The organism is Nocardia sp. NPDC003693, assembly GCF_053981095.1.
Genome location: NZ_JBSFNO010000060.1, coordinates 1 through 13,857, shown reverse-complemented (window position 1 = coordinate 13,857; position 13,857 = coordinate 1). Strand labels below are relative to the sequence as shown.

The following is a 13,857-nucleotide window of genomic DNA, read 5'->3' as shown; positions in this document are numbered from 1 at the left end:
TGAATGCCGTGCATGATGGATCCATGGACTTGGTTGATGCGGTCGCGCCGAGCCTCGTGGGGGTATTGCGCCGTGATCTGTGGTGGATGAGCTGGAATACCGTATTGGCTTGGATTCCAGTCGGTCTGGCGTTTCTGGTGTTCCGCCTGCCGGGCAGGGCCGAGCGGCGGCTGCCGAGTTCGCCGCTGTGGTGGGCCGGCGCGGTGTTGCTGCTGTTGTTCCTGCCGAACGCGCCCTACGTGGTGACGGACCTGGTGCATCTGCGCGACACCGTGCGCTCAGTCGGCGACGGCCCGGTGGTGTCGACCGTGCTGCCGGTGTACGTGGCGTTCATCGCCTCGGGCTTCGTGGCCTACTACCTGGTGCTGGCCGAACTGGGCCGCTTCCTGGAGCAGCGGGGGCTGGGTTCGTGGCGCACGCCCGTGACGCTCATCGTGCATCTGCTGTGCGCCGTCGGTGTTTTCCTCGGCCGCTGGGTCCGGCTCAACAGCTGGGAGCCGGTGGTCGAGCCGGTCGGCACCCTCGAACGGATGGTGCTGGCGCTCACCTGGGAGTGGGCGCCGATTCTCATCACCGCGGTGTTCGCGGCAACGGCGCTGGGGCACTTCGTGACCCGGGCCATCGTGGAGGCCGGCGCGGTGAGCGTGCGCAGGGGCGTGCGGCAGGTCCGCGCCCTGCGGATCACCCCGCCCAGCGCGGACCAGGCGTAAAACGACTCGGGCCGAGCGCCATTCGGCGACTCGGCCCGAGCTCTAGAGGTTGATCACGCCAGGCCGAGCCGCTCGGCCGCCAGCACCCGGATGACCTTCTTGTCGGGCTTGCCGAGCCCGGTCAGCGGCAGCTCGTCGACCAGCAGCACGTGCTTGGGCACCTGCACGGATCCCTTGCGCTGCTTGACCGCGGCCTGCACCTCGGCGATGACCGTCTCCACCGCCGCGGCATCGCCCGCGGTCTCGGGATCGAGCACGACCACCGCGGTCACGGCCTCGCCGTAGTACGAGTCCGGCACGCCCACCACGGCCACGTTGCGCACCTTGGGATGCTCGGACACCACGTCCTCCACCTCGCGGGGGAAGACGTTGAACCCGCCGGTGACGACCATGTCCTTGCTGCGGCCGACGATGAACAGGAAGTCGTCCTCGTCCTGGCGCGCCAGATCGCCGGTGCGCAGCCAGCCGTTGTGGAAGGTCTCCGCGGTGACCTCGGGCAGGTTCAGGTACCCGCCCGCGAGCAGCGGCCCGGACACGCAGATCTCGCCGACCTCACCGGACTCGACGACGTTGTCGTCCTTGTCCAGCAACGCCACTCGGATCGCGGTGGACGGCCGCCCGCACGAGGCCAGGCGCGCCTTGTCGTGCTCGTCCTTGCCCAGGTAGCTGATCGCCATCGGCGCCTCGGACTGCCCGAAGTACTGGGCGAAGATCGGCCCGAAGCGATCGATGGCCTCCTGCAACCGATTCGGGTCGATGGCGGCCGCGCCGTAGTACACGGTCTCGAGCGAGGACAGGTCCCGCGTGTGCGAATCCGGGTGATCCAGCAGCGCGTACAGCATGGACGGCACCAGCATGGTGGAGCTGATCTTGTGCTCCTCGATCGCCCGCAGCACCTCGCCCGGCTCGAAGCGCGGCAGCACGATGCACTGCCCGCCGAGCAGCACCACCGGCAGGAAGAACGCCGCGCCCGCGTGCGAAAGCGGCGTGCAGATCAGGAATTTGGGGTGCTTGGGCCACTCCCACTCCGAGAGCTGGATCTGCGTCATGGTCGCCATGGCCTGCGAGGTACCGATGACGCCCTTGGGCTTTCCGGTGGTGCCGCCGGTGTAGGCGATGGAAATGACGTCGTCGGGCCGCAATTCGACGGCCTGCACCGGACGCGGTTCGAACTTCTCCGCCGTGGCGAGCAGATCGATGCCCACATCGGCCAGCTCGTCCGGCACCGGGCCGAGCACCAGGATGCGATTCAGGCCCGGCACCCGGTCCACCAGTTCGCGGGCGCGCTGCACGAACGCGGGCAGCGGATCCAGGATGAGCGTGGTGATGCCCGCGTCGGCGAGCACGTACGCGTGATCGTCGAGGCCGCCGATGGGGTGCAGGGCCGTGCGCCGGTGGCCCGCGATCTGGCCCGCGCCGATGGTGAACAGCACCTCGGGGCGGTTCAGCGCGAGCACGCCGATCGGGGTCCCGGACACCACGCCGTGTTCGGCGAAGGCGTCGATGTAGCGGCTGATGGCCTGCAGGACCTCGCCGCCGGTGAGCACGGTGTCACCCAGGGTCAGCACCGGCCGGTTCTTGTGGCGGCGCAGTCCGGACACGAGCGCGTGCCCGTTGTGCACGGGCATCCGCAGCCGGGTGTCGGGATCGATGGTGGTCATTGCTGTCTCCGCTCCGAGCGATGGGTTCTGATCAGGCGTTGTAGCCGCGGTAGAGGGTGACGACCACCGCTCCGCCGAGGCCCAGGTTGTGCGCGAGGGCCGTGCGCGCGCCCGCGACCTGCCGGTCACCGGCGAGTCCGCGCAGCTGCCAGGACAATTCGGTGGCCTGGGCCAGGCCGGTGGCGCCCAGCGGGTGGCCCTTGGAGATGAGTCCGCCCGAGGGGTTTACCACGACCGAACCGCCGTAGGTGGTAGCGCCGGATTCGGCGAACGCGCCGGATTCGCCCTCACCGCACAGGCCCAGCGCCTCGTAGGTGATGAGTTCGTTGATGGTGAAGCAGTCGTGCAGTTCGATGACGTCGACCTCGCCGATACCGACGCCGGAGGCGGCGAACACCTTCGAGGCGGCCGCGCGGGTCATGGGCGCGCCGACGACGTCGATCATCGAGCCCGTCGAGAACGAGGTGCCGTCGTCGGTGGCCAGTTCCTGGGCCAGGATCTCGATGGCCTGGTCCTCGAGCCCGTGCGCCTTGACGTACTCCTCGCTGACCACGACCGCGGCGGCCGCGCCGTCGGACATGGGCGAGCACTGCGAGCGGGTGAGCGGGCCGTGCACGGGCTTGTCGCCGAGGACCTGCTCGAGGGTGTACGCGTCCTGGAACTGCGCCAACGGGTTTCGCGTGGAGTGCTCGTGGTTCTTGACCGCGACGGCCGCGAGCTGCTCGGGCGTGGTGCCGTACTGCTTCATGTGCTCGATGGCGGCGTTGCCGAAGAACTGCGTGGTGATCGGGGCCTGGCTGAACTCGTAGTGCTCGCGCATGACGGCCAGGTGGTGATCCACGGTGGTGGCCTTGGGCCGGGTGGCCGGGCCCGCCATGGACTCCTTGGTCATCTGCTCGAAGCCGACGGCCAGGGCCACGTCCACGATGCCGCTGCCGACCCATTCGCGCGCGAGCATGAGCGCGGTGGAGCCGGTGGCGCAGTTGTTGTTCACGTTGACCACCGGAATGCCGGTGAGGCCGACGTCGTACAGGGCGCGCTGCCCGGCCGCCGACGGCTGGAAGACGTACCCGACGGCGGCGCGCTGCACCTGGTCGTAGGTCACACCGGCGTCGCCGAGCGCTCCGTTGACGGCCTCGGCGACCATCTGCGGGTAGGTCCACTCGCGGGAACCGATCTTGACGAACGGCGTCATGTTCACGCCGACGACGAAAACGCGTCGCATAACTTGCTGTACTCCTCTGTGCTGGAACGGATGTGGGGCGGTTCAGTCGGCGCGGGGGACCCGGCCGTCGATGTCGGTGAAGCCGTACGCCTCGGCCAGGTCGGCGACCTTCCAGGCTTTGCCGGTGCGCGCCTTACGATTCGGATCCGCCGCCAGGGCCACCACGGCGCGGCCCGGGAAGCGCGGGGTCTCGGCGGTGTCCAGGTCGAAGGACCCCTCGCCGGGCAGGGTGACGATGCGACGGCCCTCGGCATCGGCCGGAACCATCTGCAGCAGTTCGGTATTGACGATGCCGGGCCAGATGGACACGGCGGTGACCGCGGTATCGGCCAGATCGTGGGCGAAATCGGCGGTCAGACGGTCGACCGCGGCCTTGCCCACGCCGTAGACGGCGTTGTGCATCTGGCGCTGTGCGCCGGGGGAGGAGACGTTCACGATGAGGCCGCCCGACTCGATCAGCAGCGGTGCGGCGAAAACGCTTGCCACATAGTGCGATCGCACGCCGATGTCGAAGCTCTCGTCCCACGCCTTGGGCGGCACCTCCCAGAACTTGCGGCCGATCCAGCGCGCCGAGCCGGGGGCGTTGTAGACGTTGTTGACCAGCACGTCGAGCCGGCCGTGCTCGTCGCGGATCTGCGCGAAGAGCTTCTCGACCGCGGCGTCGTCCTTGTGATCGCAGACCACGGGAACACCGGTCCCGCCGAGTTCGTCGATCTCGGCGGCGGTGCCGCCCACGGTGCCCGGCAGGTGTCCGGGCGTGGTCGTGCGGCCGGTGACATAGACGGTGGCACCGGCCGCGCCCAGCTCCAGGGCGATGCCCTTGCCGATGCCACGGCTGGCTCCGGTCACCACGGCGACCCGACCGGCGAGAATCTTGGGTATTTCGCTCACGACCTCTGGACACTACCTTGAAATAGGAACGTGTTCTAGAAATTGGAGGCAGCAGTGGAGCTGACGCATCGGACGGTGGATACCGGCGACATCCGGATGCACGTCGCCGAGCAGGGGGAAGGGTTTCCGGTCGTCTTCTGTCACGGCTTCCCGCACACCTGGTACATGTGGCACAACCAGCTGGACGCGCTGGCCGCCGCGGGCTACCGGGCCATCGCACCCGACCTGCGCGGTTACGGCCGGACCGACGCTCCCGCCGACCCGGCGGCGTACACCAACGAGGCCGTGATCGGCGATCTGCTGGCGCTGCTGGACGATATCGGCGCGGACAAGGCGGTGTTCGTCGGCCTGGACTTCGGCGCCCAGCTGGTCTGGGAGCTGTCCCTGCGCGCTCCCGAGCGCGTGGCCGGGGTCGTGGTCCTGAACAATCCGTTCAGCCCCCGCCCGCCGCGCCCGCCGTCGGCGTTCTGGACCCGCGCGGCCGAGAAGCACTTCCTGCACCTGTCGTACTTCCAGGAACCCGGCGTCGCCGACGCCGAGCTGGCCGCGGATCCGCGCGGATTCCTCGCGCGGGTGTACTACTCGCTCAGCGGCGAGTACCACTACCTCGACACCTGGAAGAACCCGCCCGGACTGGGCTACCTCGACGTGCTGCCCGAGGCGCCGCCACTGCCCTGGCCGTGGCTCTCGCAGGCCGAATTCGACACCCTGGTGGCCGATTTCGAACGCACCGGCTTCACCGGCGGGCTCAACTGGTACCGCAACCTGGACCGCAACTGGGAGCTGACCGCCGCCTACGCCGACGCCAAGGTGGAGGTGCCCGCGTTCTTCCTGTACGGCGAGAACGATCCGGACATGGAGGGCTTCAGCGGGCGTGATCCGCTGGCGACGCTGCGCGCGAGCCTCACGGATCTGCGTGCGGTGGTGGAGGTTCCGCGCGCCGGGCACCTGGTGCAGCTGGAGCGGGCCGACGCGGTGAACGACTTCCTGCTGGCTAGCTTGCGGGCGCTGGGGGTCGGGTCGGCCGTGGCGTCCTGAGCAGGGATCACTCGCCGGGCACCGCGCTGGATGCGGCGGTGCCCTCGGCGGGGGACCGGTCCGCGCCGGTGGCCGTGCCCGCGTCCATGGCGGACCTCGGGCAGGTGTCAGCCCCGGCTCGAGCCGATGCCGCGTGATCAGGCCCGGCGCGATCAGGTCAGCGGCGCCGCCCTCCACCAGGTGCGCATTTCCTCGATGGTGTGGAGTTCGTACATGTTCGAGGTGAACATCAGATACCGGCCGCGATCGTCGTTGCCGGAGAAATGGGTGATCAGGCCGTCGCGCTGGGGCGGACCCGCGGAGTGGAACTCGTAGTTGGTGTAGGTGTGCCCGGCGTTGACGTCCTGTTGAGCGGGAAGGGTGGACAGGGCCGCGACCACCGAGCGGGCGTCCTCGGTGTCGGTGTAGCCGTAGATCTGATAGATCGGCAGCCCGGTCCCGTAGCAGGTCCACCGGGTAAGCCACTTACCCATATCGGGTTCGTTGTCCTGCGGCTTCTGCGTCGCGGCCGAACCCTTGGTGGTGTCGCAGGTCGCGTTGTCGTGCCCCGTTCCCCTGTAATTGCCGGACGGCGTGAGCTCGACGTCGGCGAACATGTAGGGGAATTCCTCGACGATCGCCTTGGCCATCGCGTCGAAATCCTGTGGGCCGCCGGCCTTGCCGTCACGTTTCAGGGCCACGGTCGCGCCGACCGCGACGGCGATGAGCACCACCAGGCCGAGACACAGTCCGACGATCAGGCCGGCGGACGAGCGGCGCGGTACGCGATCGTGGGGAATCGGCGACATGTTGTACCCGGGCCCTATGCGCGGCCCCTGCTGATGGGGAACCGGCGGAACATACTGCGGCGCGGGTGAATACCGCGGCGCGGGCTGATAGGGCGCGGCGGGCTGCGGCACACCCGCGGGCTGATAGGGGCCGGGCTGCGGGGCCCGGTATTGCGGTATCGGCGTGGGAGTCGGCTGGCGCGGGGCCGACCGCTGGGGATTCGATTGCGCCGGTGCGGGATTGCGCGTGGTGGGCGGAGCCGGACTCAGGGCGCGCAGCGCGGCATCGGCGAATTCCACGCTGGAGGCGAATCTGTCGGCGGGGCGTTTGGCGAGCGCGCGGCGCAGCACGGCGTCCATCGCGCGCGGCAGCTCGGGCCGGCGGGTGCTCGCCGCCGGCGGATCCTCCTGCAGATGCCCGCGAATGATGTTGCCCGGCTGCGGGGAATCGAAGGGCGGCTCCCCGGTCAACAGGAAGTACAGCGTGCACGCCAGCGAATACTGGTCCGAGCGGCTGTCCATCGGCTGGGCGGTCAACTGCTCGGGCGAGGCGAAAGCCAGGGTGGCGGTGAAGGTTCCGGTGCGCGTGAGATGCGAGTTGTCCTCGCGTAGTCGCGCGATGCCGAAATCGGTGAGGTACACCCGCTGCTGTCCGCCCACGGATTTGGCGAGCAGGATATTGGCCGGCTTCACATCGCGATGCAGTACGCCCGCGCCGCCCGCGTAGTCCAGTGCCGCAGCGGTTTCCGCGGCGATCTGCACCGCGCGCCGCGGATCCAGGGTGTGCGGATCCAGGTGCGCGGCATCGACGCCGTCCACGTATTGCATCGAGATCCACAGCTGCTCGTCCTCGACCCCGCGGTCGTACACGGTGACGATGTTCGGATGGTCGAGCTGCGAGACCAGATCCGCCTCTCGCTCGAAGCGAGCCCGAATCTCCCTGTCGCCGAACATTTCCCGATTCAGCAGCTTGAGCGCGGTCTTGCGCGGCAGCCGCGGATGCTGGGCCAGATACACCGAACCCATTCCGCCCCGGCCCAACTGCCGCTCGATGGTGTATCCGGCGAATACCTCACCCGTACCGAGCATGTGCGCCCCTTCCCGCGATCCCCGCCCCGTCCGGTCGCCCGGACGCGCGTCGATGGTATCGGCTCGGCCGGCGGGTCGTGGGCCGCAGGGCGGTGCGGCAGCCTCGCTCGTCTCGCGCCCGAATCCGCCGCGATTCCACCGCCGCTCGGGCTGTGGACGGTAGCCGGGGCGATTACTGTGGCCCGGTATGGACACAGCTGGGATCCGCCGGGAAGTCGACCGCCGCCTCGACCCCTGGTCCGAGCACCTCGGCGCGGATCGCCCGGGCTATACGAATCACTGCCTGCGGGTGCTGACCCTGTGTGATCGCCTGGCCGCCGAGCACGGCTTCGTGGCCACCGACCGCGAGGAATTCCTGACCGCGGGGGCCTTCCACGACATCGGCATCTGGTCCGCGGGGACGTTCGACTACCTCGCTCCGTCGGAAGAACTCGCCACCGCCTGGCTGACCGGCGTCGGCCGGACGGACCTGATCGATCTCGTCTTCCGGATGATCGACCAGCACCACAAGGTCCGATCGGCCGGTGCGCCGGCCGACCCCGTCGAGATCTTCCGCCGCGCCGACGCCATCGACGTCGAACTCGGCCTCCTCGGCCGCTTCGGAGTCCGGCGATCGGCCTATCGGGAGCTGTCCCGCGACCTGCCGGACGCGGGCTTCCACCGCCGCCTGCTCCAACTCGGCGGCAAACGGCTCCGCACGAATCCGCTGTCTCCGCTGCCCATCCTCAAGTGGTGACCGGGGCATAGCGACCGTGGCGGGACCGGGGGCTGTGCACCGGGCCCCGCCACGATCGGAGCGCTCAGGCGGGGCGGGTCGCGCGGTAGTAGGTGATGCGGCCGATCGCGCGATGCGGACGGGATTCGGTGGTCTCGCAGTCGAATCCGGCGGCGCTCAGCAGGGTGGGAATGGCTTGCCCGAGGTTGCCGGCCGCATGGGGATTCGACAGCAGCCGGCGAGCGGCGTAGCCGTCGGCGGCGGTGACCTCACCACCGACATCGACGAGGTGCAGCCGGCCGCCGGGCCGCAGCACCCGGAACGCGTCGGCGGCGACGGCGGACTTCAGCTCGGTGGGGATGTGGTGCAGCATGAACGCGGACAGGACGCGATCGAAGGCGGCGTCCTCGAACGGGAGATCCTGGGCGTAGCCGTGCTGGAAGGCGATTCCCGTGCGGCCGTGTGCCTTGCGCTGCGCGCGCTCCAGCGCCAGGGGATCGGGATCGGTGCCGATGATGTCGGCGCCGGGGTGGGCATCGAGAGCGGCCAAGGTGAGATTGCCGGTGCCGCAGCCGATTTCCAGGACTCGCGCGCCGGGCGCGATATCCGCGTGCCGCAGCAGCGTGCGGTGCACGGCGCGCACGCCGAGCAGGCGGGTGAACAGGTCGTAGACGGGGAGCATGGCATCGCGGCCCATGGCGGGGAGATAGTCGTGGTGATGGCTCGCGGTGTCGGCGGCAGGAGTATTTTTGGTCATGCAATCCATGATGTGTGGCAGCGCAGCCGCACAATTGGGCGATACTCGGCAGAATCAGGATTATCTTTAGGTCATGACCTCGCGTAGTTATCCGGTACGCTACGAGGCGGGTGTGCCGGTCTACCGCTACACCTCGGACCCGGCGGCGCCGCCCATGTCGGTGGTGCGCTTCACCGTCGGGGCGCCGCCGGCACAGGGGAATCCGCATATTCACGACTTCCCGGTGCTGATGTATGTCGACAGCACCCTGCCCGGTGCGGAGGCCGCGGCGGCGGGAGTACGTGTCGGGGACATCTACGTGGTGTCACCGGGCGTGGTGGTCGACGGGTCGGGCGTGCACCTGGCCGGGGCCAGCGGGATACTCTTCGATCCCGCCGCGCTCGGGGACGACACCACCGCGCCCTGGCCCGCGTGGCGCGCGCACCCGCTGCTGTTCCCGTTCCTGCACGGGATACCCGGTGGACTGCTTCGCTTGCACGTGCCGACAGAGCGACAACCGCTGTGGGAGAACGCCATCGCGGCCATCGAGGACGAACTGTCCGCGTGCCGGGCCGGATACCGGCAGGCCGCGGCGGCGCATCTGACGCTGCTGCTGGTGGACGTCTCCCGGCTCGCCGTGGATGTGGTGGGCGACCTGCGGCGCAGCAACGAAGCGGTGCTGGCCGAGGTCTTCGAAGTCATCGAACAGCGATTCGGTGACACACTGTCGCTGCGGGATGTCGCCCGCGCGGTCGGGATGACTCCCGCCTATCTCACCACCCTGGTCCGCCGCCGCACCGGCCGCACGGTGCAGGATTGGATCCTGGAACGGCGCATGAGCGAAGCCCGCCGCCTGCTGAGCGACACCGAACTGTCCATCGGCGAGCTGTCGCGCCGGATCGGCATCGCCGACCCGGCGTACTTCACCCGGCTGTTCCGCCGCGAGCACGGCACCGCGCCACGCGCCTGGCGCACGCTGAAAACCACTGTCGTGTAAGCGAATAGCCGCCGGTGGAGATCAGCGAACCGGTCGCATGGCATCCCGCGTGATATCCGCGAGAGTCGGATAGCCGTCCACCGCCATGATCAGATCGGCCTCGGCGAGCAGACTGCGCAGCACGTGCACGATGCCGTCCACACCGCCCAGCGCCAGCCCGTACGCGTAGGGGCGGCCGATGCCCACCGCGGTCGCGCCGAGCCCCAGCGCCTTGATGATGTCCGCGCCGGTGCGCACACCGGAATCGAAGAGCACCGGCAGGCCATCGGCGGCCTCGACCACATCGGGCAGCAGATCCAGCGCCGGAATACCGCCATTGGCCTGGCGGCCACCGTGATTCGAGCAGTAGATGCCATCGACGCCGAGGTCACGAGCGCGGCGGGCATCCTCGGGATGGCAGATGCCCTTGACGATCAGCGGCAGCGTGGTGAGCGAGCGCAGCCACGGCAGATCTTCCCAGGTGAGAGGATTGCCGAAGACCTGAATCCAGCGCAGGATGGCCGACTGCGGATCCTGCTCGGGCGACTGCGCCAGGGCCTTGCGGAAGACCGGATCGCTGAAATAATTCGCCAGGCAGTGGCCGCGCAGCTGCGGGAAATTGCCGGTGGACAGATCGCGCGGGCGCCAGCCTGTCACCCAGGTGTCGAGGGTGACCACGATGCCCTTGTAGCCGGCCGCCTCGGCGCGCTCGACCAGGCTGGCCGCGAGATCGCGATCGGTGGGCGTGTAGAGCTGGAAAAAGCCCGGGGTATCACCGAATTCGGCGGCGACGTCTTCCAGCGGATCCACCATGAGGGTGGAGGCCACCATGGGCACGCCGGTCCGGGCCGCGGCCTTCGCGGTGGCGATATCGCCGTGGCCATCCTGTGCGCAGAGGCCGATCACGCCGATGGGAGACATGAAAACCGGTGCGGGCAGTGTCATTCCGAACAGATCCAGGGACAGATCGCGTTCCTTGGCGCCCACGAACATGCGCGGCACGATGCCCCAGTGATCGAAGGCTTCGACATTGGCGCGCTGCGTGCGCTCATCGCCCGCGCCACCCGCCACATACGACCAGATCGAGGGCGGCAGTGCCGCCTGCGCGCGCTGCTCCAGCTCCGCCGCACTCACCGGGTAGGCGGGAACGACCCCGCGCAGCCCGTTGAAATAGATCTCGTTCTGATAGTCACCGAATGCCACGATCAACCTCCGCTGTGAATTGGCTCGCCGCTATTGTGCGAGACTGGTCGCCGGGACCACTGGAATCGCAGGATTTCACCGTGAGGAACTGGACGCGTGCAGGATGATGTCAGACTACTGACCGAAGAGGATCTCGCGCTCATTCACGCGCTGCAATTGCGACCGCGGGCGTCCTGGACCGAACTGGGCGGGGTACTGGACGTAGACCCGGTCACCGTGGCCCGGCGCTGGCAGCGGCTGCACGAGCGCGGAGATGCGTGGGTGTGTGTTTCGCCGGGGCCCGCACTGTACGACGACGTCTGCGCCGCATACATCGACATCGACTGTGCGGCAGGGGAAACCGCGACGGTCGTGCGAACCCTTACCGCGCATCCGCACATGCTCACCCTGGAGCGCTCGGCCGACAGCAATCGCATCTTCGCCACCGTCGGCACCGGTGATCTCGACAGGATGGCGACCTACACCCTGGATGTGCTGCCCGCGTTGCCGCACGTGGTGGGCGTGAAGGCGCAAATAGTCACCCACTGGTTCGCCGAGGGCGGCAGCTGGCGCATCGACGCCCTCGCTCCCGGCCAGCGCGACCGCCTCCGGGCACAGCCCGATCCCACGCGAGCCGATAGAGACCGCCGACGCCTGACCGACCTCGACCGAGCCATGCTCGGCCGTCTCTCCCTCGACGGCCGAGCCTCCCATCAGGCTCTGGCCACCGCGCTGGGCATCAGCAATTCCACGGTCAAACGCCGCCTCGACGAATTGACCCGCCTCGGCCTGCTGTCCTTCCGCTGCGACTTCGCCCGCCCCCTGGGCGGCTGGCCCGTAGCGGTGACCTTCCGCGCCACCGCTCCCGCCGCCACTCTCCCCGATATCGGCTACAACCTCATCCGCCTGCCCCAAACCCGCAACTGCGCGGCGGTCAGCGGTGCGAGCAACATCGTCCTGCAGGCGTCGCTGCACTCGGTGTCGGAGGTGACCCGCTTCGAGAATCAACTGACGACCCTGCACCCCGATCTGACCATCATCGAACGCGCCATCACCATGCGGCACGAGAAATTGCTCGGGCGGGTGCTGGATTCGCACGGGCGGTCGCTCGCCACGGTCCCGCCGGATATCTGGCAGGTTCCGAGTGTGAGTGGAGAAGTGGTGTAGCGCTGGGGGATTGGTGTGTGGGGGTGTGGGAGTGCCGGCGGCAGGTCGATTACCGGCGCCAGGGCTGGTTGATGCATCGGTGGCAGTTCCAGCGCTACCCAAGGCGAGATGCCTGGATGGCGGAGTCCCGGCGGGAAGACTTGGGTGCCTTGGCGGCGGGTGGGTGACCTGTCGGAGGAGAGATAACTAGAAAACGGAGTACCGGCGGGGGCGCGTTGGGAGACTCGGCTGCGGGTGGGTGCCTGGCTGGGAAAGGGCGCCTGGATAACGGAGTACCGGCGGGAAGGCTTGGGTGCCTCGGTCGCGGGTGGGCGCCCTACCGCAGGAAAGAAGCCAGGACAACGGAATACCAGCCGGGGTGGGGTGGGTGCCTCGACGGCGTTTGAGAGCCCTACCGCAGGAAAGGCGACTAGAGAACGGAGTACCGGCGGGGGCAAGCCGGGAGACTCGGCTGCGGTTGGGTGCCTCTACCGGGGGAAGGACGCCTGGATAACGGAGTACCAGCCGGGCCGGATTGAGTGCCTCGACGGCGGTTCCAGCCCTTCCGGGCCGATCAACGGGATCGAAGCCTCGGATGCGTGGCCGAGTTCCCAACCCCGGGCCGGACACGACTATCACCACCAGAGACATCACCCTGTTGTGTTGATGGCGAGTCTTTGTCGGTAGGTCTCGAAAAGGTCCCCACGGCCAGCCAGCCAGGCTGGAAGGACGAAGGCGCTCCCGGCTGGGGAGCCATAGGCCGGGTACGGCAGGCGAAGTGACCAGCACTGTCGCATCTGCTTTGCCCGCTCTCCCGAACTCCGCTGAAAGCCGGAGCGTGGGTGCGGGGGTTGGGCTACGTCGGCCACGGGCATGAACACTGATGCGTGTGGTCGCACCAGCCGCAAGGGCGTGAAGAGCGGGCCAATGCTTGGGCGCAGGAGGAGCCCCTTCGGCATGGGAAAGCCGAAGAGGCAGAGTGGAAACGGCGGTGAGACTCGATGCCCAGGGCCGGTTGGCTAACAGCGCCATCGCGCGGGAATACCCGGAAACTGGGGATGGTGGCGGAAGTTCACACGAGGTCTCCGAGCCGGGTCGATATGTGGTGGTGGGATCCACCCGGTCTTGCCCGGATTCTCCGAATCCTCGCCCATGACAACGGTTTCCCAGCCGTTCGGGCCGGTGTTGATCTGTGCGTGGCAGGCATCGCACGCGAGAGTCAGGTTCTCGATGTCCGTTTCGCCGCCATCGGACCATTCCCTGATGTGGTGGACGGCCGAGCGGCTCGCTGGCGCATCGCACCCGGGGCGGGTGCAGCCGCGTTCGGTGGCGGTGAGCGCCAATCGCTGGGCGGGGTTCGCGAGGCGTTGTCCGCGCGACAGGTGCAGGGGTCGGCCATTGCGGTCGAGCACCACCAGATACGGCGTCGAATTCCTGGCCACCTGGAGGGCTTGGGTGATCGACATGGTTCCACCGGTCGCGGTGGTCGCCACGCCCGCGCGCTTCTCCAGATCCTCGATGCTCATGGTGATGATCGTCGAAACCGGCAGCCCACGATGCGATCCCAGACGCGTGGGTCCCATATCCGGGCGGAAGAACACCATCAGCGCATCATGGTTGCGCTGCTCGGCGGTGCGGTGATCCCGTTTGGCGGCCGCACGCAGCTTCGCGCGAACGACGGCGCGGGCACGCTCGGCCGGGGTCAGCGAGGGATCGTTTGC

The 13,857-nt window shown here is 68.5% G+C and carries 12 protein-coding genes; 5 read left to right on the top strand and 7 right to left on the bottom strand.

Annotated elements, in window-relative coordinates:
• Window positions 1-23: 23 nt before the first annotated feature.
• Complete coding sequence (locus tag ACWDOP_RS36920; protein ID WP_456348781.1) at window positions 24-710, top strand: DUF1361 domain-containing protein; 687 nt, start codon at window positions 24-26, stop codon at window positions 708-710.
• A 53-nt stretch (window positions 711-763) separates the two neighbouring features.
• Here ACWDOP_RS36920 and fadD8 read toward each other — a convergent pair whose 3' ends face one another.
• Genes fadD8 through ACWDOP_RS36905 form a run of 3 tightly spaced genes read right to left on the bottom strand, consistent with a single transcriptional unit; the run spans window position 764 to window position 4,487 of the window.
• On the bottom strand, window positions 764-2,371 hold the full coding sequence (fadD8, locus tag ACWDOP_RS36915; RefSeq protein WP_456348780.1) for a fatty-acid--CoA ligase FadD8: 1,608 nt from the start codon (window positions 2,369-2,371) through the stop codon (window positions 764-766).
• Between the two features lie 31 nt (window positions 2,372-2,402).
• Entirely contained in the window at window positions 2,403-3,596 is a 1,194-nt protein-coding gene (locus ACWDOP_RS36910; RefSeq protein ID WP_454203008.1) for a thiolase C-terminal domain-containing protein, read from the bottom strand.
• A 42-nt stretch (window positions 3,597-3,638) separates the two neighbouring features.
• Entirely contained in the window at window positions 3,639-4,487 is an 849-nt protein-coding gene (locus ACWDOP_RS36905; protein ID WP_456348779.1) for an SDR family NAD(P)-dependent oxidoreductase, read from the bottom strand.
• 54 nt (window positions 4,488-4,541) lie between these two features.
• On the opposite strand from ACWDOP_RS36905, the gene ACWDOP_RS36900 reads away from it, so the two are divergent.
• The gene (locus ACWDOP_RS36900; RefSeq protein WP_454203010.1) at window positions 4,542-5,525 is read left to right on the top strand and encodes an alpha/beta fold hydrolase; all 984 of its coding nucleotides are present in this window, start codon (window positions 4,542-4,544) and stop codon (window positions 5,523-5,525) included.
• Between the two features lie 152 nt (window positions 5,526-5,677).
• Here ACWDOP_RS36900 and ACWDOP_RS36895 read toward each other — a convergent pair whose 3' ends face one another.
• The gene (locus tag ACWDOP_RS36895) at window positions 5,678-7,381 is read right to left on the bottom strand and encodes a serine/threonine protein kinase (protein WP_456348778.1); all 1,704 of its coding nucleotides are present in this window, start codon (window positions 7,379-7,381) and stop codon (window positions 5,678-5,680) included.
• A 187-nt stretch (window positions 7,382-7,568) separates the two neighbouring features.
• Between ACWDOP_RS36895 and ACWDOP_RS36890 the strand changes: the two genes are divergently transcribed.
• A complete protein-coding gene (locus ACWDOP_RS36890; protein ID WP_456348777.1) occupies window positions 7,569-8,117 on the top strand; it encodes an HD domain-containing protein in 549 nt (182 codons plus the stop codon).
• A gap of 64 nt (window positions 8,118-8,181) precedes the next feature.
• On the opposite strand, the gene ACWDOP_RS36885 is transcribed toward ACWDOP_RS36890, so the two are convergent.
• On the bottom strand, window positions 8,182-8,853 hold the full coding sequence (locus ACWDOP_RS36885) for a class I SAM-dependent methyltransferase (protein ID WP_456348776.1): 672 nt from the start codon (window positions 8,851-8,853) through the stop codon (window positions 8,182-8,184).
• Window positions 8,854-8,926: 73 nt separating this feature from the next.
• Here ACWDOP_RS36885 and ACWDOP_RS36880 point away from each other — a divergent pair, with 73 nt between their 5' ends.
• The gene (locus tag ACWDOP_RS36880) at window positions 8,927-9,829 is read left to right on the top strand and encodes a helix-turn-helix transcriptional regulator (protein ID WP_456348775.1); all 903 of its coding nucleotides are present in this window, start codon (window positions 8,927-8,929) and stop codon (window positions 9,827-9,829) included.
• Between the two features lie 21 nt (window positions 9,830-9,850).
• Here the strand turns inward: ACWDOP_RS36880 and ACWDOP_RS36875 are convergent, their stop codons facing one another.
• Entirely contained in the window at window positions 9,851-11,011 is a 1,161-nt protein-coding gene (locus ACWDOP_RS36875; RefSeq protein WP_454203015.1) for a lactate 2-monooxygenase, read from the bottom strand.
• Window positions 11,012-11,107: 96 nt separating this feature from the next.
• On the opposite strand from ACWDOP_RS36875, the gene ACWDOP_RS36870 reads away from it, so the two are divergent.
• The gene (locus ACWDOP_RS36870) at window positions 11,108-12,157 is read left to right on the top strand and encodes an AsnC family transcriptional regulator (protein WP_456348774.1); all 1,050 of its coding nucleotides are present in this window, start codon (window positions 11,108-11,110) and stop codon (window positions 12,155-12,157) included.
• A 998-nt stretch (window positions 12,158-13,155) separates the two neighbouring features.
• Here the strand turns inward: ACWDOP_RS36870 and ACWDOP_RS36865 are convergent.
• The coding region (locus ACWDOP_RS36865) for a DUF222 domain-containing protein (protein WP_456348773.1) at window positions 13,156-13,857 on the bottom strand (702 nt) is incomplete at its 5' end.

Coding starts and splice junctions, on each gene's coding strand:
- fadD8 (WP_456348780.1), bottom strand. CDS start 2,371: ATGACCACCATCGATCCCGACACCCGGCTGCGGATGCCCGTGCACAAC.
- ACWDOP_RS36885 (WP_456348776.1), bottom strand. CDS start 8,853: ATGACCAAAAATACTCCTGCCGCCGACACCGCGAGCCATCACCACGAC.
- ACWDOP_RS36880 (WP_456348775.1), top strand. CDS start 8,927: ATGACCTCGCGTAGTTATCCGGTACGCTACGAGGCGGGTGTGCCGGTC.
- ACWDOP_RS36895 (WP_456348778.1), bottom strand. CDS start 7,381: ATGCTCGGTACGGGTGAGGTATTCGCCGGATACACCATCGAGCGGCAG.
- ACWDOP_RS36920 (WP_456348781.1), top strand. CDS start 24: ATGGACTTGGTTGATGCGGTCGCGCCGAGCCTCGTGGGGGTATTGCGC.
- ACWDOP_RS36890 (WP_456348777.1), top strand. CDS start 7,569: ATGGACACAGCTGGGATCCGCCGGGAAGTCGACCGCCGCCTCGACCCC.
- ACWDOP_RS36910 (WP_454203008.1), bottom strand. CDS start 3,596: ATGCGACGCGTTTTCGTCGTCGGCGTGAACATGACGCCGTTCGTCAAG.